This window comes from Streptomyces aurantiogriseus, assembly GCF_014649375.1.
Classification (GTDB): Bacteria; Actinomycetota; Actinomycetes; order Streptomycetales; family Streptomycetaceae; genus Streptomyces; species Streptomyces aurantiogriseus.
This window is the reverse complement of the sequence record NZ_BMSX01000002.1, coordinates 222,382-239,714: the sequence shown is the minus strand read 5'-3', so window position 1 is coordinate 239,714 and position 17,333 is coordinate 222,382. Positions and strand designations below refer to the sequence as shown.

Annotated in this window: 13 protein-coding genes; 8 read left to right on the top strand and 5 right to left on the bottom strand. The window is 71.0% G+C overall.

From position 1 onward, the window contains the following. The first annotated feature begins 17 nt into the window (after positions 1-17). Positions 18-854, top strand: coding sequence for an aldo/keto reductase (locus tag IE263_RS04575; protein WP_308430575.1), 837 nt, complete (start codon positions 18-20; stop codon positions 852-854). A 59-nt stretch (positions 855-913) separates the two neighbouring features. Here IE263_RS04575 and IE263_RS04570 read toward each other — a convergent pair whose 3' ends face one another. Together IE263_RS04570 and IE263_RS04565 are read right to left on the bottom strand one after the other, a co-directional pair. Continuing rightward, positions 914-1,624, bottom strand: a complete 711-nt coding sequence (locus tag IE263_RS04570; protein WP_189932445.1) for an SDR family oxidoreductase — start codon at positions 1,622-1,624, stop codon at positions 914-916. Positions 1,625-1,696: 72 nt separating this feature from the next. Further along, a complete protein-coding gene (locus IE263_RS04565) occupies positions 1,697-2,647 on the bottom strand; it encodes a class I SAM-dependent methyltransferase (protein WP_189932443.1) in 951 nt (316 codons plus the stop codon). Positions 2,648-2,773: 126 nt separating this feature from the next. On the opposite strand from IE263_RS04565, the gene IE263_RS04560 reads away from it, so the two are divergent. Next, positions 2,774-3,547 carry a phytanoyl-CoA dioxygenase family protein gene (locus IE263_RS04560; protein WP_189932442.1) on the top strand — a complete coding sequence of 258 codons (774 nt, stop codon included), beginning with the start codon at positions 2,774-2,776 and terminating at the stop codon, positions 3,545-3,547. 74 nt (positions 3,548-3,621) lie between these two features. On the opposite strand, the gene IE263_RS04555 is transcribed toward IE263_RS04560, so the two are convergent. Beyond that, positions 3,622-4,842 carry a L,D-transpeptidase gene (locus IE263_RS04555; RefSeq protein ID WP_373311857.1) on the bottom strand — a complete coding sequence of 407 codons (1,221 nt, stop codon included), beginning with the start codon at positions 4,840-4,842 and terminating at the stop codon, positions 3,622-3,624. A gap of 202 nt (positions 4,843-5,044) precedes the next feature. On the opposite strand from IE263_RS04555, the gene IE263_RS04550 reads away from it, so the two are divergent. The 5 genes from IE263_RS04550 to IE263_RS04530 all read left to right on the top strand — a co-directional run bounded on the left by IE263_RS04550 (position 5,045) and on the right by IE263_RS04530 (position 10,690). Next, positions 5,045-6,229, top strand: coding sequence for a lipid II:glycine glycyltransferase FemX (locus IE263_RS04550; protein WP_229910792.1), 1,185 nt, complete (start codon positions 5,045-5,047; stop codon positions 6,227-6,229). Further along, positions 6,226-7,926: a murein biosynthesis integral membrane protein MurJ gene (gene murJ, locus IE263_RS04545; protein ID WP_189932436.1), complete on the top strand. Its 1,701-nt coding sequence runs from the start codon at positions 6,226-6,228 to the stop codon at positions 7,924-7,926. The genes IE263_RS04550 and murJ overlap by 4 nt, the downstream gene beginning before the upstream one ends. Positions 7,927-8,005: 79 nt before the next feature. After that, positions 8,006-8,686, top strand: a complete 681-nt coding sequence (locus IE263_RS04540) for a response regulator (RefSeq protein ID WP_189932434.1) — start codon at positions 8,006-8,008, stop codon at positions 8,684-8,686. A gap of 7 nt (positions 8,687-8,693) precedes the next feature. Further along, on the top strand, positions 8,694-10,169 hold the full coding sequence (locus tag IE263_RS04535; protein ID WP_229910791.1) for a sensor histidine kinase: 1,476 nt from the start codon (positions 8,694-8,696) through the stop codon (positions 10,167-10,169). After that, positions 10,166-10,690 (top strand): hypothetical protein, encoded by a 525-nt coding sequence (locus IE263_RS04530; RefSeq protein WP_189932430.1) that lies wholly within the window; start codon positions 10,166-10,168, stop codon positions 10,688-10,690. Before IE263_RS04535 ends, IE263_RS04530 begins: the two co-directional genes overlap by 4 nt. Positions 10,691-10,775: 85 nt before the next feature. On the opposite strand, the gene IE263_RS04525 is transcribed toward IE263_RS04530, so the two are convergent. Together IE263_RS04525 and IE263_RS04520 are read right to left on the bottom strand one after the other, a co-directional pair. After that, positions 10,776-12,488, bottom strand: coding sequence for a glycoside hydrolase family 6 protein (locus tag IE263_RS04525; RefSeq protein WP_189932428.1), 1,713 nt, complete (start codon positions 12,486-12,488; stop codon positions 10,776-10,778). A 136-nt stretch (positions 12,489-12,624) separates the two neighbouring features. Next, positions 12,625-14,130, bottom strand: coding sequence for a cellulase family glycosylhydrolase (locus IE263_RS04520; RefSeq protein WP_189932426.1), 1,506 nt, complete (start codon positions 14,128-14,130; stop codon positions 12,625-12,627). A 266-nt stretch (positions 14,131-14,396) separates the two neighbouring features. Between IE263_RS04520 and IE263_RS04515 the strand changes: the two genes are divergently transcribed. Further along, complete coding sequence (locus IE263_RS04515) at positions 14,397-17,312, top strand: glycoside hydrolase family 48 protein (protein ID WP_189932424.1); 2,916 nt, start codon at positions 14,397-14,399, stop codon at positions 17,310-17,312. The last annotated feature ends 21 nt before the right edge of the window (positions 17,313-17,333 follow it).

Below are 17,333 nucleotides of genomic sequence, written 5' to 3'. Positions count from 1 at the left end.
CGAAGGATCAAGAGCTCGTGAGCAGCAAGGTCCCCCCGATCATCCTCAACAACGGCGTCGAGATGCCCCAGCTGGGCTTCGGCGTCTGGCAGGTGCCGGACGACGAGGCGGAGCAGGCGGTCTCGACCGCGCTGGAGGCCGGGTACCGCAGCATCGACACAGCGGCGATCTACGGCAACGAAGAGGGCACCGGCAAGGCCATCACCTCCTCCGGCCTGCCCCGCGACGACATCTTCGTCACCACCAAGCTCTGGAACAGCGACCAGGGGTACGACGCGACGCTCCGCGCGTTCGACACCTCGCTGGCGAAGCTGGGTCTGGACCACGTCGACCTGTACCTGATCCACTGGCCGCTGCCGGCCCGGGGCACGTACGTCGACACGTACAAGGCGTTCGAGAAGCTTCTCGCGGACGGCCGCGTGCGGGCCATCGGCGTCTCCAACTTCCTGCCGGAGCACATCGAGCGGCTGATCGGCGAGACGTCGGTGATCCCGGCGGTCAACCAGATCGAGCTGCACCCGCACCTGCAGCAGCACGCCGCGCGTGAGTACCACGCGGAGCAGGGCATCGCGACCGAGGCCTGGTCGCCGCTCGGCCAGGGCAAGGGCCTGCTGGAGGTTCCGGCGATCGTGGCCATCGCTCAGAAGCACGGCCGCACTCCGGCCCAGGTGGTGCTGCGCTGGCATCTGCAGCTCGGCAACGTCGTGATCCCCAAGTCCGTGACGCCGTCCCGGATCAAGGAGAACATCGAGGTCTTCGACTTCAGTCTGGACACCGAGGACCTGGCCGCGATCAGCGCGCTGAACGAGGACCGGCGCATCGGCCCGGACCCGGCGACGTTCGACATGGGCTGAGCGGCCCACGCCCACGCCGTCGAGGGCACCCCTCTGTCGGGGGGGGCGCCCTCGACGCGTCAGTTGGGCTGTCCGATCGGGCGGACGACGACGGTGTTGACGTCGACGCCCTCAGGTTGCCGGATCGCCCACACCACCGAGTCGGCGATCTGGTCGGCGGTCAGCAGGTGCCCGGGCGGCAGGCTGCCGTAGCTGTCCCAGAACGGCGTCTCCACCCGGCCGGGGGCGATCAGGGTCACGCCGACGCCCCACTCGGTGACCTGGCGTCGGGTGTTCTCGGCGAGCCCGGTCACCGCCCACTTCGTCGCCCCGTAGATGTTGCCCGGGGTGGGCACGAAGCCGGCGACGCTGCCGACCAGGACGATGCGGCCCCGGGTCTCCTTCAGGGCATCGATGGAGGCGCGGATGAGGAAGGCGGGACCCAGCACGTTTGTCAGGACCATGTCGGTCCAGCCGGCCGGGTCGCCCTCGGCGACGGAGTCGTGGGTGGCGGTGCCGGCGTTGGCGACGACGGTATCCAGTCGACCGTATTGCTTGAGTGTGCGATCGACCGCCGACTGTATGCAGTCGTAGTCCGCCGTACTGCCGACGACCGTCAGCAGACCCTCCGGGTCGCCCAGGTCCGCGGCGAAGGAGCGCAGGCGCTCCTCGCCGCGTCCGGTGACGGTGACCCGGTAGCCGGCGTCCAGCAGTTGACGTGCCACAGCGGCGCCGATGCCGCTGCCGCCGCCCGTGATCAGTGCGACCGGCGCGTCCGGAGAGCTGCTCATGGTTGTACCCCCAGTGCGTTGCGTGAACGGCACGCAGTCCACCACTTGGAGCGCTCTCCAAGTCAAGTCCCGCTAGGCGGACTTGACCGCCGTGTGCACGGTGTGGGCCGCCAGGACGAACACGTCCGGCCTGCGCTGCACACCCGCCGGGTCCTGCGGGTCGAGCAGCCGGTCCAGTGCGGCGCGGTCGTCGGGATCGAGGGCGTCGCCGAAGACCTCGCGCAGCCGGCCGAGGGAGGCGGCGATGTAGGCGCGCGCCCGGTCGGAGGCGGGGGCGGGCAGGTCGAGCAGGAAGCTGCGGGTGCGGGTGTGCTTGAGGCCCGCGGCGTTCAGCAGCGCCGGCCAGTCCTCGGTCACCTCGACGGAGCCGGGCAGGTCGGCCCGCATCCGGGCGAACCACTCCGCCTCCAGCGCGTCGAGCCGCGCGTCCAGACCGGGGCGGCCGAATCCGAGGTCGCGCGGCAGGAACCTGGACGGCAGCCCGCCCTCCATGATCGCCAGCGTGCCGCCGGGCGCCAGCCGCTGTGCGAAGGCGGTGAGCGCGGCGCGCTGGTCGCCGAGGTGGTGCAGGCTGCGGCCGGCCCACAGCAGATCGGCCGGGTATTCCAACTCGTCGAGGATTCCGGGGAGTTCACCCGCGAGGGTGCCGAAGCGGTCGCCGTGTCCGAGCCGGGCGGCGCGTGCGCGCGCCCGCTCCAGGAGCGGTTCGGAGCCGTCCACCGCCAGGACCCGCGCGCCGGGGAACGTCTCGGCGAACAGACAGGAGACGACCCCGGGGCCACTGCCCGCGTCGACGATCAGCCCCGGCTCGGTCACCTCCTTGCCCAGCCAGGACAGGGCCCGCTCGTACAGGGGTGTGAACAGCTCGGCCTGGGCCTCCAGATGCGGGGCCATCTCCGCCCAGTCGATTTCGGTGTGGTGACCGTGGCCGTGGCCGTGGGCACTGCCGTGGGCGGTGCCGTGGTGGCCATGATGGCCGTGGTGTTCGTGCTGCTGGTGCTGCTCGTGCTGCTCGTGCGCCATGGTGGTCAGCCTCTCGTTCGGGAGGTCGCCAGCGTGCGCCGACGCACCGGGCCGGGGCCACCGCTGTTGCCGAGGCGGCAAAAAAACCGGGTGCGGGGCGCGCGTCAAATCCCCCACGATGGCCGGATGGACGACGAGTTGGTGGAGCGTTTCCTCGAGGACGGGTTCGTGAGGATCGAGGGCGCCTTCCCGCCCCGCGTCGCCGAGGACTGCGCGCGGCTGCTGTGGCGGGAAACGGGATACGACCCCGAGGATCCCGGCACCTGGACCGAACCGGTGGTCCGGGTCGGCGGTATGGCGCAGGGCCCGTTCGCCGCCGCGGCCAACTCCCCGGTGTTGCACGAGGCGTTCGATCTGCTGGTCGGCGCGGGCCGCTGGGAGCCGCGCTACTCGCTGGGCACCTTCCCCCTGCGTTTTCCGCACGAGACGGAGCCCGACGACACCGGCTGGCACATCGAGGGGAGCTACCTCCCCGAGGGAGGCGCCCACTACTTCACCAACCTGCGCTCGAAGGACCGGGCGCTGCTGATGCTGTTCCTGTTCAGCGAGGTGACCGAGGCCGACGCCCCGACGCGCGTCCGGGTCGGCTCGCACCTCGACGTGCCGCCGGTGCTGGCGCCGTACGGGGAGGAGGGCGCGTCCTTCCTGGAGCTGGGCCCGCTGGTGGACGCGGCCTCCGCGGCCCGGCCGGTCGCGTACGTCACCGGGCGCCCCGGCGACGTCTACCTCTGCCATCCGTTTCTGGTGCACGCGGCCCAGCCGCACCGCGGCAGCCGGCCCCGCTTCATGGCCCAGCCCCCGCTGTGTCCGGCCGCCCCCTACGTGCTGGAGCGGCCGGACGGGGACTACTCGGCGGTGGAGTTCGCGATCCGCCGGGGTCTTGCCCGGGAGAGCGTGTAGGACGGTGACTCAGGGGAGGCTCCGGACCGTGCCCCCGGGAGGCCTCCGGGCCGTGCGCCCAGGAGGCCTGCCGGTCATCTCAGGGCGCTCTTGGTGCGCCACTTGTCCCAGCCGACGTTCCAGTCCCCGAAGCCGTTGTTCACCGCCACCTCCCCCTTCGTCTCCGCGCCCTTGACCTCGAACGGGTCGCCGACCCGTACCTGCTCGTAGAGCCATGCGGCGTCGGCGTCGCTCATGCCGATGCAGCCGTGGCTCCGGTTGGCCCTGCCGAAGTACGCCGCGTTCCAGGGCGCGGCGTGGGCGTACGTGCCGGACCAGGTCAGCCGCATCGCGTAGTCGACCTTCTGGTCGTAGGCGTCGCCGAGGCCGACGGTCTCGGAGTTCATCCGGATGGTGCCCTCCTTCGCCATCACCACCTCCGTGCCGCGCCAGGAGCCGGTCTCGGGGCCGGGGGTGCCACCGGAGACGGGGAACGTCCGCACCGTGCGGCCGTCGCGCTCGACGGTGAGCTGTTTGCGGTCGAGGTCGACCTTGACCACCTGACGTGCGCCGACGGTGAAGGCGAGCCGGTAGTCGCGGACGAACCAGCCGCCGGTGCCCGAGTCGGTGCCGTTCAGGCGGGCGTCCAGGGTCACCTTGGTGCCGGGCCTCCAGTACTCCTTGGGCCGCCAGTCGACCCGGTCCTTGCCGGACCAGTCCTTCATCCAGCCCCAGGAGCCCTCGGTGTCGCTGGAGGTGGTGACCTTGAGCTGTTTCTCCACCGCCGCCCGGTCCGTCACGGGGTGTTCGAAGACCAGCGAGATCGGCTGGGCCACGCCGACCGTGGTGGTGTCGCCGGGCCGCCATTCCACCTTGTTGACCTTGTCGGCGGACGCGGTGGTGAAGGTCTCCTGTGCGTTCCCGTTCGTGCCGTCCTTCGTGCGGGTCGCGGCCTTGACGGTGTAGGCGGTGCCGGGGGCGGCGTTGCGGTCCGAGGTCCAGGTCAGTCTGTCGGCCGAGAGGCTGCCGGTGAGGGTGCCGCCCCGGGCGTCGGTGACGGTGACCGAGGCGAGGGTGCCGCCGTGCGCGGCGACCTGGACCGGCTCGCCCGCCTTCGCCCGCGTGCCGTGGGGCGTCACGGTGACCGTCGCCGGCCGGCCGTTCGCTCCCCCGCCGTCGGCCTTCGCGTCCGACCCGGCCGGTGGCGCTCCGTCGGAGGAGCAGGCGGAGAGGGCCGCGGTCAGCAGGACGGCAGTCGTGGCGGCGGCGCGCAGGCGCGCCGGGCCCGTACGTGTCGCGGCACGTATGTGGCTCAACGGAAACCTCCGTGAAAGTCGGGAAGGAGCCGGAACGTGACGGACCCTAAGCCGCGAGAAGCGCGCCGCGGCGGTGTCCCGGCCATGTGACGGCAGGTGCGGCGGAATGGTCATGGTCCGGTCACATTCGCCGCTCGGCACGGTCATGGGGGCCTGTGAATCTTCGTCGCGTTCCCGTCAACGGCACCCCCGAGGAGGCCCCTTGTCAGCGCTGCTCGTGACGGCAGGCTGTGGTCGGCACAAGGCGTGGCTGAGGACCGTCTCCGCGGAGACGTACCGCGCCTTCCTGGCATCCCGTACCGGCTCCGCGTCGGCCCCCGGCTTTCTGCAGTGCCCGTCCTGGGCCGCGGTGAAGGACGGGTGGCGGGCAGAACTGCTCGGCTGGGGTCCGGAGACCGGCCCCGGGGCGGGGCAGTTGAACGGAGTGGCGCTGGTGCTGCTGCGACAGTTCCCCGGCACCCGGAAGTACTTCGCCTACCTGCCCGAAGGGCCGGTCGCCGACTGGACCGACCCGGATGTCGACGGCTGGCTCGGTCCGTTGCTGCACCATCTGCGCACGCTGGGGGTGTTCGCCGTGCGGATCGGGCCCTCGCCCGCCTACCGTCGGTGGGACGCCGCCGCGCTCAAGGCGGCGACGGGCCCCGGGCAGCGCCTGTCCGACGTGCTCACCTGCGAGGTCGACCCGCTGGGTGCCGCCGTGGCCGAGCGGCTGCGGTCGCGCGGCTGGCGGCGCTGCGGCGAGGACGGGGAGGACGGGGACGCCCAGCCCCGTTACGTCTTCCGGGTGCCGCTGGCCGGGCGCAGTGCCGACGACCTGTGGTCCGGGCTCAACCAGGAGTGGCGGCGCAACATCCGCCGGGCGCACAAGTCGGGTGTGCAGGTGGCGGTCGGCTCGGCGGCCGAACTCCCCGAGTTCTACCGGCTGTTACGGATCACGGAGGAGCGCGACGGTTTCCGGCTCGGTCGCTCGCTCGCGTACTACGAGCGCCAGTACGCCGCCCTCAACGCCGAGGAGCCGGGCCGGATGAAGCTGTATCTCGCCCGTCACGAGGGCGAGATCCTGGCCGCCCACACCATGATCACGGTGGGCCGGCGGGTCTGGTACCAGACCGGGGCGTCGGCCGACCACCGGCGCGAGGTCCGCCCCTCCAACGCCCTGCAGTGGCAGATGATGCTCGACGCCCACGCGCGGGGCGCGGAGGTCTACGACATGCGTGGGATCCCCTCCACGCTCGACCCGGAGGACCGCCCGTTCGGGCTGCTGCGCTGGAAGCTCGGCACGGGCGGTCAGGCCGTCGAGACGCTGGGGGAATGGGAGACGCCGTTGAGCGGCACCGCCAACCACACGCTGTACCGCGCCTTCCAGATGTACCTGGCCCGCCGATGAGCGCTCCCGCGACCCCGACCACCGACTCCAGGGGGCGAGGGGCCCATCGGCGCGTCTCGGTGCTGCGCAGCGGCGCGGTCATGGCCGCCGGCTCCCTCGTCTCCCGCGCCACCGGATTCGTCCGGTCCGCCGTCGTCGCCGCCGCGCTCGGCGTGGGGCTGACCGCCGACGGCTATGCGGTCGCCAACTCCGTCCCGACCATCGTCTACACGCTGCTGCTGGGCGGCGCGCTCAACGCGGTCTTCGTGCCCGAGCTGGTCAGGGCCGCCAAGGAACACGAGGACGGCGGGGCCGCGTACACCGACCGGCTGCTGACGGTCTGCGGGGTGGCGCTGCTGCTGATCACGGCCGGCGCGGTGTGCGCGGCGCCCGCGATCGTCGCGGTGTACACCGACTACACCGGCGCGCAGGCGGACATGACGGTCGCCTTCGCCCGCTACTGCCTGCCGCAGATCTTCTTCCTCGGTCTGTTCACCCTGCTCGGTCAGGTGCTCAACGCGCGCGGCCGGTTCGGCGCCATGATGTGGACGCCGGTCCTCAACAACGTGGTCGTCATCGCCGTCTTCGGCCTGTATCTGGCGACGGCCGGCACCGGGGGCACGCTCACCTCGGGTGAGACGGCGCTCCTCGGGTGGGGCACGACGGCGGGGATCGCCGCTCAGGCGCTGGCGCTGCTGCCGTCGCTGCGCGGGGCGCGGCTGCGCTGGCGGCCGCGGTTCGACTGGCGGGGCAGCGGGCTGTCCCGGCCGCTGCGCTCGGCCGGCTGGCTGGTGCTGCTGGTGTTCACCAACCAGCTCGCGTACGGGGTGGTGACGTGGCTCGCGACGGCGGCGGGGCAGCGCGCGGCGGACGAGGGGATCGACGGCGGGGCCGGGTTCAGCGCGTACACGAACGCGTATCTGCTGTGGGCCGTGCCGCACGGCATCGTCACCGTCTCGCTGGTCACCGCGCTGGTGCCGCGGATGAGCGGGGCGGCGGCCGACGGCGACCTCGCGGGCGTGCGGCGGGACGTCTCGTACGCCCTGCGCAGCAGTGCCGCCGCCGTCGTGCCCGCGGCCTGCGCGCTCCTCGTCCTCGCCGAGCCGGTGATGGCGCTGGTCTTCGGGTACGGCAGGACCGGCGCGAACGACATCGCGGTCATGGCCGGCGCGTTGGCGGCCTTCGCGCCGGGGCTGATCGCCTTCTCCGGGCAGTACGTCCTCTCGCGTGCCTTCTACGCGCTCTCCGACACCCGCACGCCCTTCCTGCTGAACCTGGTGATCGCCGGGCTGAACGCGGGACTGTCCGCGGCCGCCTGTCAGGTGCTGCCCGCGCGGTGGGCGGTCACCGGGATGGCCGGGGCGTACTCGGTGGCGCTCTTCGCGGGCTGGGCGGTCACCGCGTACGTGCTGGACCTCAGGCTTCCGGCGACGACGGTGGACCGCAGGCGCTCGGCGAGACGGCGCGGCAGGCGTGCCGGGCTGTGGCGCTCCCCGAGCGCGGCCGCCCTGGCCCGGCTGCTGGTCGCCGCGGTCCCGGCCGCGGTGCTCGGGCACCTCACGGTCACGTACACGGCCCGGCTCGGTCCGCTCGCGGCGGCGACGGCGGGCGCGGCCGTCGTCCTGGCGGTCTTCGCGCTGTCGGCCCGCCTCCTGCGTCTGACCGAGTGGGAAGCCGCCCTCGGGGCGGTGCCCCGCGCACTGCGCCGCCGGGCGTGACCAGCCACGCGGACCGCGGTCGTCCACACGCCAATCGGCCTGTTTCCCGGCCCAGTTGAGGAAATGGAATACTCCGCATATGCCACGGGTCCTTCTCATCGAAGACGATGCCTCCGTCCGCGAGGGCATCGAACTCGGCCTGCGCCGGCGTGGGCACGAGGTACGCACCGCCCCCACCGGGGAAGCCGGCCTCGCCGCCATCGGTGTGTTCCAGCCCGATCTGCTGCTGCTCGACCTGATGCTGCCCGGCATGAACGGCGTCCAGGTCTGCCGCCAGGTGCGCGAGTCCGGTCAGCTGCCGATCATCATGCTCACCGCCCGGGGCGACGACTTCGACGTGGTGGTCGGGCTGGAGGCCGGGGCGGACGACTACATCGTCAAACCCGCGCGGACCGAGGTGATCGAGGCCCGTATCCGCGCCGTACTGCGGCGTATCGAGGAGCCGGGCGGACGTCCGGCCGTCGAGTTCCACGGCGACCTCGCCATCGACCGTGCCGGGCTGAGCGTTTCCAGGGCCGGGGAGCGGGTGGCGCTAGCACCTTCCGAGCTCAGGCTCCTGCTGTATCTGTCCGTCGCGCCCGAGCAGGTCTTCAGCCGGCAGCAGTTGCTGGAGCAGGTCTGGGAGCACAGCTACCACGGCGATGCCCGTCTGGTCGACGCCTGCGTACGGCGGCTGCGCCACAAGATCGAGGACGTGCCCGGCAGCCCCCGCTACATCCAGACCGTGCGGGGCTTCGGCTACCGCTTCGGACCGCTGTGAGCCCGCGGTGAGGCTCTTCAGGGCCCGCATCGGGCTGCGCACCCGGCTGGTGCTCGCCTTTCTGCTGGTCGCCGCGGTCAGTGCCGCGACCACCGCGACGCTGACCTACCGGGAAGCGCGCACGGCGATCCTCAAGCAGGCCCAGGACACCGCCGTCGCCTCCTTCCGGGAGCGGGTCCAGGAGCTCTCCCTGCGCCTGCCCGTCGAACCCGCGCCGCTCCAGGAGCAGTTGCGTGCGCTCGCCCGGCAGGGCAAGCCCCACCCGTGGGTGGTGTTCGCCGAGTACGGATCGATGCGGGTCTCCTCCGGCATCGCTCCGGAGTCGACCGTGATCACCCCGGAACTGCGGCGCGCCGCGCTCGCACATCCCCGCGGCGGCTTCCAGCGCATCGACAAGAACGGCGAGCCGTGGCTGGCCGTCGCCATGCCGGCCGTCTTCCGGGCCGGACAGGCCGTGCGCCCCACCGGGCTCGTGCTGTACGCCGTGATGCCGCTGGCCGACGAGGAGGCCACCGTCCGGGCCATGGTCGTCGCGGCCCGCGACGGTGCCGTTCCGGGGCTCGCGGTCGCGCTCGTCCCCGCGCTGCTGGCCGCGCGCAGTGTGCTGCGCCCGGTGCGCGATCTGCGCAAGGCGGCGCAGAACATGGGCAGCGGCCGCCTCGACACCCGTATCCCGGTCCGGGGCGGCGACGAACTGGCCGGTCTGGCCCGTACGTTCAACGAGTCGGCGCGTGAACTGGAGCGGACCGTCGGCGAGCTGAGGGAGGCCGAGGCGCGCGCCCGCCGCTTCGCCTCCGACGTCTCCCACGAACTGCGCACCCCGCTCGCGGGGATGCTCGCCGTCACCGAGGTCCTGGACGAGGACGCGGCCCGTCTCGCCCCCGACACGGCCGCGGCCGTCCGGCTGATCAGCGCGGAGACGGGCAAACTGGCCGTCCTCGTCGAGGACCTGATGGAGATCTCCCGCTTCGACGCCAAGGCCGCCGAGCTGAACACCGACGAGGTCGACGTCGCCCGCACCATCCACAAGACGCTGACGAGCCGTCACTGGACCGATCCGGCACAGGTGTCGACCGAGCTGCCCGACGGCATCCGGGCCCGGCTCGACCCCCGGCGCTTCGACGTGGTCGTCGCCAACCTCGTCGGCAACGCGCTGCGGCACGGCAGCGCGCCGGTCGTGGTACGGCTGCGCACCGAGCCGTACGGGGGCGGGGAGCTCGGGACGCACGGCGCGGCGCGACTGGTCACCGAGGTCACGGACAGCGGTCCCGGGATCCCCGAGGATGTGCTGCCGCACATCTTCGAGCGCTTCTACAAGGCGGACGCGGCCCGCTCCCGCTCCGCGGGCAGCGGACTCGGCCTCGCCATCACCCTGGAGAACGTGCGGCTGCACGGCGGCACCATCCGGGCCGCGAACGGCCCGGCGGGCGGCGCCGTGTTCACCGTGGAGATACCGCTGCCGCGCGAGGAGGCGACGGCGTGAGACGTCCTGGCACCGCGGCGGGCCGCGCCCTGGCGGTCTGCGCCGCGGTGACCGCCGCGCTCACCGGCTGCGGAGTGCAGGAGACCGACGTCATCGAGGTCGGCGGGCCCGCCACGGTCTCGGTCTCCCCCGTCCCCGACCAGCGGGTGCTGCTCTTCTTCCTCTCCCCGGAGGGCCGCCTGGCGCCGGTGAGCCGGCAGGGCCGGACGGACGCGGACCTCAAAGCGGGCATGGGGCCGGTGGACGGCAGCAAGGTCATGACCATGCTGTTCGCCGGCCCGGGGGCCGGCGAGCGCGAGGCGGGGCTGCGCACGGCGTTGCCGCAGCTGGAGCAGGGCGTGGAGGTGGAGTCGTCCCGCGGCTCTGTGGCGATCACCCTCTCGCTCGACGTGCGGAGCCTCGGCGAGACCGCGCTGCGGCAGGTGGTGTGTACGGCCGCGTACCTGGACGGCGGCGACGGCAGCGCGCAGGTGCTGGTCATCGGCAACGACGACGAAACACTCCCGTCGACGCACTGCTAGAGCCCCCGGGACCGGTGCGGGCGGAGCCCCCGCCGGACCGCGGTCGGCACGGTTCCGGCGGGGGCTCCGCCCCGGTGTCACCCGGTCAGGACAGCGGCGGGTAGGCGTTCTGCATCAGCTGCTGGAACTGGGCGGAGAACCAGTGCCCGGACAGCGGTGAGTTGGGAAGGGCGCCCGACATGTTGTTGCCGTTGCGGGGGTTGCCCGTGTAGGTCGGGTCGCACATGCGGTCGAAGCCCTTGCCCTCGTCGTTCGGGATCGCGCTGCTGGAGCCGTCGGACTCGCCCGGCGGCTTCATCCACACGTACGCGTCGATCCCGGCCGCGGGGGCCGCCTGCGGGCGCTCGCCGAGGCCGGCGCCGGACTGGTTGCACCAGTTGCCGATGTGGATACGGCGGTCGTAGCGGCCGCCGTTGACATAGGTGTCGACGTCGGTCGTGGCGCCCGGGCCGGCGGGCCGGGCGGTGCCGCCCCAGCCGTTGCGGGAGGTGTCGATCAGCATGCCGATGCCGGAGTTGAAGCCGACCGAGACCAGCTGGTTGCGGAAGGCCTGGGCGAACGACAGCTCGTCGACGTAGCGGTTCCAGTCGACCCACTTCGACTCGCGCACCGACTTGCCGGCCACGGAGTCGTTGATGGTGAAGTTGTTCTCCTTCAGGGCGCTGTAGTTGGCCGTGTTGGAGATGAAGCCGTGGACGTCGCCCACGGTCGCGCCCTCGGCGGTCGCCGCCTCCTTCATGACGGTGGCGCTGGCGCCGAAGTTGTCGTCCCAGCCGATCCAGCCGTGGTGGCCCGCGTCGATGTAGTTGTACACGTTGGCGACGTCACCCAGCTTGTTCAGGGCGTAGCCGACGCCCTTCACGTAGTTGCCGTTGGCCTTCATCACGTCGCACTGCGGGGTGGCCGTGGGCCGGCTGCCCGTGTTGGTGACGAGGTTGGGCAGGGAGTCGATCTCGATCGTGGTGACGATGCGCAGCCCGGCGTACTTGGAGTCGGCGAGGATCGCGGCGATCGGGTCGATGTACTGCGTCTTGTACTTGTCGATCTCCGTCGCGCCGAGCTCGCCGTTGGAGGCGAGGGCCGCGCAGTCGCGTCCGGGCAGGTTGTAGATGACGAGCTGGACGACGAGTTCGCCCGAACCCTTCTGCCGCAGCGCCTCGTCGAGGTGGGCGCGCAGGCCCATGCCGCCGTTGACGCCGTTGATCGCGGCGATGCGGTCCAGCCAGACGCCGGTGGGCTGGTTGGAGATACGGCTGCCGCCCGGTTCGGCGGCGGCCTTCGCCGACCACTCGGGGTTCACGTACACCTTGGCGCCGGCGTACGGGTTGTCGACCCTGCTGCCGGGGCCGGGCGGGGGCGTGGTGGGTCCGCCACCGCCGTCGTCGACGTTGCAGGTCACGCCGTCGAGGGTGAACGTGGCCGGGATCGCGTTGCTGCCGCTGTAGGTGCCCTGGAACCCGAAGCTGACCGAACCGCCGGTCGCCAGCGTGCCGTTGTAGCTCTCGTTGGCGGCGGTGACGGCCGCACCGGACTGGCTGACCTTGGCGTTCCAGGCGTTGGTGACCTTCTGGTTGCCGGCGTACGTCCACTTCACCGCCCAACTCGACTTCGCCGCCGAGTTGTTGGTGACGGTGACGTTGGCGGTGAAGCCGGTGCCCCAGTCGTTCTGCACCTTGTAGTCGACGGTGCAGGGCACGGCGGCGATGCCGGGGTCCCCGGGGACGACCGCGAGCGCCGTCCCGGACGCACCGGCGACCAGCGCCAGCGCGGCGAGTATCGCTGTTCTGCTACGGCTCATGAGTGGGGATTTCCTTCTCATCTGCGGGTGTGGGGTGATGCGGTGCCGGATGGTGCGGTGTGGGGTGATGCGGTGCCGGATGATGCGGTGTGGGGTGGTGCGCTGTGGGGTGGTGCGCTGTGGGGTGGTGCGGGCGTCATCCGTTCAGGGCGCGCAGGTGATCGCGCAGCCCGATTCCGTACGCGGTGGGTGTCCCGTCGTAGTGGGAGATGAGGGACGGACCGGAGGAGCAGTCCCAGGTGTTCCAGGTCCAGCCCAGGTACGACAGTCCGCGGTCGTCGAACCACTGCATGACCTGGTCGACGAACCCGTGCGAGCAGGTGTTCTCGCCGATCTCCCCTGCCACGAGCGGCACTTGGGCGGCGACCGGGGCGAGCGTGGAGTTCCAGCAGCTCGCGTTGGAGCAGGTGTTGAAGTTGTACACGTGCCAGGCGGCGGCGAGATTGCCCGCCGGGTCGGTGGGCCGGTACGTCAGCCACTGACCGAGGTCGTTGGAGTAGGCGAGCCCGCCGGCGAGGATCACGTTCCTGGCGCCGGTGGACCGTATGGCGTCGACGAGGTCCTGCATACCGGCGACCTCGTACCCGATGCCGGGGCAGGTGCCGCCGTCCCGCCAGCACTGCCACGCCCGGGTGGCCGTGGAGGTGGCACGGTCCGGGTAGGGCTCGTTGAACAGGTCGAACACCACCGCCGGGTCGTTCTTGAAGGTGTTGGCGACGGAGGTCCAGAACGTCGGGGTGTACTGCATGTTCGGCATCGGCTTCTGGCAGCCGGCGTGCACGTCGGAGCAGCCGGCCGAGTTGCCCGTGTACTGACCCCAGGACCAGTGCAGTTCGAGCATGGGGGTCATGCCGTGCGCCTTCACACGGGCGACGAGGTCCTTGACGGCGTTGACGTAGTTCGCACCGCCGTACGCGGGCTGGATGTTGGACAGGCCCAGCCAGCACTCCTCGTTCAGGGGGATGCGGACGGTGTTGGCGTTCCAGTCGGCGATCGCCTTGATCGCCGCGTCGTCGACCGGGCCGTCGAAGATGCCGCGACCCTGGACGCACATGAACTCGCCGCCGGAACGGTTGACGCCGAGCAGACGACGGGTGGTGCCGTCGGCGTGCACGAGCTTGTTGCCGGAGACGCGCAGCGCGGGCGGCTCGTCACCGGTGTCCGGCGGGTCGGTCGGCGTGGGTGTGGGGGTGGGAGTGGGGGTGGGTGTGGGTGTGGTGGGTTCGGTGTCGACGTTGCACGTCGTGCCGTTCAACTTGAACGCGGTCGGTACGGCGTTGCTCCCCGCCTTCGAGGCGAGGAAGCCGGCGCTGACGCTCGCGCCGGTGCCGAGCGAGCCGTTGTAGCTCTCGTTCACCGCGGTGACGGTCGTACCGGTCTGGGACCACTTGGCGTTCCAGCCCTGGGTGACCTTCTGTCCGTTCGCGAAGTCGAAGCTCAGGCTCCAACTGCTCACGGCAGCCGCGTTGTTGGTGACTTTCACGGCCCCCTGGAAGCCGGCGTCCCACTGGCTGGTGACGGTGTACTCCACCGTGCACGCGGGCGTGGCTCCCTGTGCCGTCACGACCGGCAGGGTCGCGCCCAGGGCGAGGGCGATCGCACCGGCGACGGTTAAAAGTACTGAACGCGGGGGGTGCCGCATGAGCGACTCCTTGCAGCTCGGGCACGTCGTGACGGACGCGCCGACTGATGGAACCGCTCCCACTGGTGTCAATGACGCTAGCGCCAAGTGTCGGCAAAGAACAGGGGAGTCGCTGACTTTTCCTCAACATCTCACGTCGAATCTTTTCGACTCTTCAAACACCTTGACCGCACTCCAGCCCCTCCTCACTATGGGAGCGCTCCCACTGGTTCAAGGCTTGTTGCTCCTCCCCCCCACTTCACCGAGCCGCAAGGAGGAACCAGCACATGGAACCCTCACGCAGACGCCGCGCGGCGCGGCGGCTGTGGACCGCCGTCGTGGCGGCCCTCGCGCTCCCCATGGCCATGCTGAGTACGAGCACAACTCCCGCTCAGGCGGCGGCGCTTCAGTGCAGCGTCGACTACAGGACCAATGACTGGGGCTCCGGCTTCACCGCGGAGCTGACCCTCACCAACCGCGGCACGGACCCGATCAGCGGCTGGACTCTGACGTACTCCTATGCGGGCAACCAGAAACTGACCAACGGCTGGAACGGCGTCTGGTCGCAGTCCGGTCAGCAGATCACCGTGAACAACGCCTCGTACAACGGGACGATCGCCGTCGGCGCGGCGGTCGCCACGGGCGCGCAGTTCACCTACAGCGGCACCAACGCCGCCCCCACGAGCTTCTCCGTCAACGGCACCCCGTGCGTCGGCGCTCATCAGCCCCCCGCCACCGTGCTGACCAGCCCGGCGCCGGGCGCCGTCTACACCCAGGGCGCCGCCGTACCGCTCGCGGCCACCGCGGCGGCCGCCGACAGCGCGACCATCACCAAGGTCGAGTTCTATGACGACACGACGCTGCTGGGCACCGACACCAGCGCGCCGTACACACTGTCCGCCTCCGGCTTGACCGTGGGCAGTCATTCGCTGGTGGCGAAGGCCTACGACAGCCTGGGCGCGTCCGGGTCGTCGGCGCCGGTCGGCATCACGGTCGCCTCGGGACCGGCCGTGGTGGCCTCCACGAACCAGCTGGCCGTACAGCAGGGCAGGACGGGTTCGTACGAGGTGAAGCTGTCGACCCAGCCGTCGGCCAATGTGACCGTGACGACCGCCCGGACGAGCGGGAACACGGGCCTGACGGTGACCGGTGGCGCGAGCCTCACGTTCACGCCGTCGAACTGGAACACCGCCCAGAAGGTGACCATCACGGGCAACGCCACGGGCACGGGCGCGGCGACCTTCGAGTCGGCGGCCACCGGCCACGCGAAGGCCTCGGTCACGGTCACCCAGATCGCCGCGTCGAAGGAGTACGACGCCCGCTTCCTGGAGCTCTACGGCAAGATCACCAACCCGGCGAACGGCTACTTCTCCCCCGAGGGCATCCCCTACCACTCGGTGGAGACGCTGATCGTCGAGGCCCCGGACCACGGCCACGAGACCACGTCGGAGGCCTACAGCTACCTTCTCTGGCTGCAGGCGATGTACGGCAAGGTCACGGGCGACTGGACCAGGTTCAACGGCGCCTGGGAGATCATGGAGAAGTACATGATCCCGACCCACGCCGACCAGCCGACGAACTCCTTCTACAACGCGTCGAAGCCGGCGACGTACGCGCCCGAGCTGGACACGCCGAACGAGTACCCGGCGAAGCTGGACACCGGGGTGTCGGTGGGCTCGGATCCGATCGCCGGTGAACTGAAGACCGCATACGGTACGGACGATGTCTACGGTATGCACTGGCTGCAGGACGTCGACAACGTCTACGGCTACGGCAACTCGCCCGGCAAGTGCGAGGCCGGCCCGTCGGACACCGGCCCGTCGTACATCAACACCTTCCAGCGCGGTGCGCAGGAGTCGGTGTGGGAGACGGTGCCGCAGCCGACCTGCGACGCCTTCAAGTACGGCGGCAGGAACGGGTACCTGGACCTGTTCACGGGTGACGCCTCCTACGCCAAGCAGTGGAAGTACACCAACGCCCCGGACGCCGACGCGCGGGCCGTGCAGGCCGCGTACTGGGCGGACATCTGGGCCAAGCAGCAGGGCAAGGGCTCGGACATCACCGCGACCGTGGGCAAGGCCGCGAAGATGGGCGACTACCTGCGGTATGCGATGTACGACAAGTACTTCAAGAAGATCGGCAACTGTGCCGGGCCGTCCTCCTGCCCGGCCGGCACCGGCAAGGACGCCTCGCACTACCTGCTCTCCTGGTACTACGCCTGGGGTGGTGCCACCGACACCTCGGCCGGCTGGGCCTGGCGCATCGGCTCCAGCCACGCCCACGGCGGCTACCAGAACCCGCTGGCCGCGTACGCGCTCAGCGCCTACGCCCCGCTGAAGCCGAAGTCGACGACCGGACAGGCCGACTGGGCCAAGTCACTCGAACGGCAACTGGAGTTCTACCGCTGGCTGCAGTCCAGCGAGGGCGCCATCGCGGGCGGTGCGACCAACAGCTGGGCGGGCCGGTACGCGACACCGCCGGCCGGGAAGTCGACGTTCTACGGCATGTACTACGACCAGCAGCCCGTCTACCACGACCCGCCGTCCAACCAGTGGTTCGGCTTCCAGGCGTGGTCGATGGAGCGGGTGGCCGAGTACTACCAGCAGACGGGGAACGCGGCCGCGAAGGCTGTCCTCGACAAGTGGGTCGACTGGGCGCTGTCCGAGACCACGATCAACCCGGACGGCACCTTCCGGTTCCCCTCGACGCTCCAGTGGTCGGGCCAGCCCGACACCTGGAACCCGTCAAGTCCCGGCGCCAACACGGGACTTCACGTCACCGTCGCCGACTACACCAACGACGTCGGTGTGGCGGCCGCGTACGCCAAGACCCTGACGTACTACGCGGACCGCTCCGGTGACACCGCCGCCGCGACGACGGCCAAGGCGCTCCTCGACGGCATGTGGACCCACCACCAGGACGCCCTGGGCATCGCCGTCCCGGAGACCCGCGCCGACTACAACCGTTTCGACGACGCGATCTACGTCCCGAGCGGCTGGACCGGCACCATGCCGAACGGCGACGCGATCAACTCCTCGTCGACGTTCGACTCGATCCGCTCCTTCTACGAGGACGACCCGGCCTGGTCGAAGATCGAGGCCTACCTCGCGGGCGGGGCCGCGCCGTCCTTCACGTACCACCGGTTCTGGGCCCAGGCGGACATCGCCCTGGCCATGGGCTCGTACGCGGAGCTCCTCGAATAAGTCCCCGCTGACTCCGCGTAC

Excerpts from the sequence above, each read along its gene's own strand:
- IE263_RS04560 (WP_189932442.1), top strand. The coding sequence starts at position 2,774 with ATGGACGACGAGTTGGTGGAGCGTTTCCTCGAGGACGGGTTCGTGAGG.
- IE263_RS04525 (WP_189932428.1), bottom strand. The coding sequence starts at position 12,488 with ATGAGCCGTAGCAGAACAGCGATACTCGCCGCGCTGGCGCTGGTCGCC.
- IE263_RS04570 (WP_189932445.1), bottom strand. The coding sequence starts at position 1,624 with ATGAGCAGCTCTCCGGACGCGCCGGTCGCACTGATCACGGGCGGCGGC.
- murJ (WP_189932436.1), top strand. The coding sequence starts at position 6,226 with ATGAGCGCTCCCGCGACCCCGACCACCGACTCCAGGGGGCGAGGGGCC.
- IE263_RS04520 (WP_189932426.1), bottom strand. The coding sequence starts at position 14,130 with ATGCGGCACCCCCCGCGTTCAGTACTTTTAACCGTCGCCGGTGCGATC.
- IE263_RS04565 (WP_189932443.1), bottom strand. The coding sequence starts at position 2,647 with ATGGCGCACGAGCAGCACGAGCAGCACCAGCAGCACGAACACCACGGC.
- IE263_RS04540 (WP_189932434.1), top strand. The coding sequence starts at position 8,006 with ATGCCACGGGTCCTTCTCATCGAAGACGATGCCTCCGTCCGCGAGGGC.
- IE263_RS04515 (WP_189932424.1), top strand. The coding sequence starts at position 14,397 with ATGGAACCCTCACGCAGACGCCGCGCGGCGCGGCGGCTGTGGACCGCC.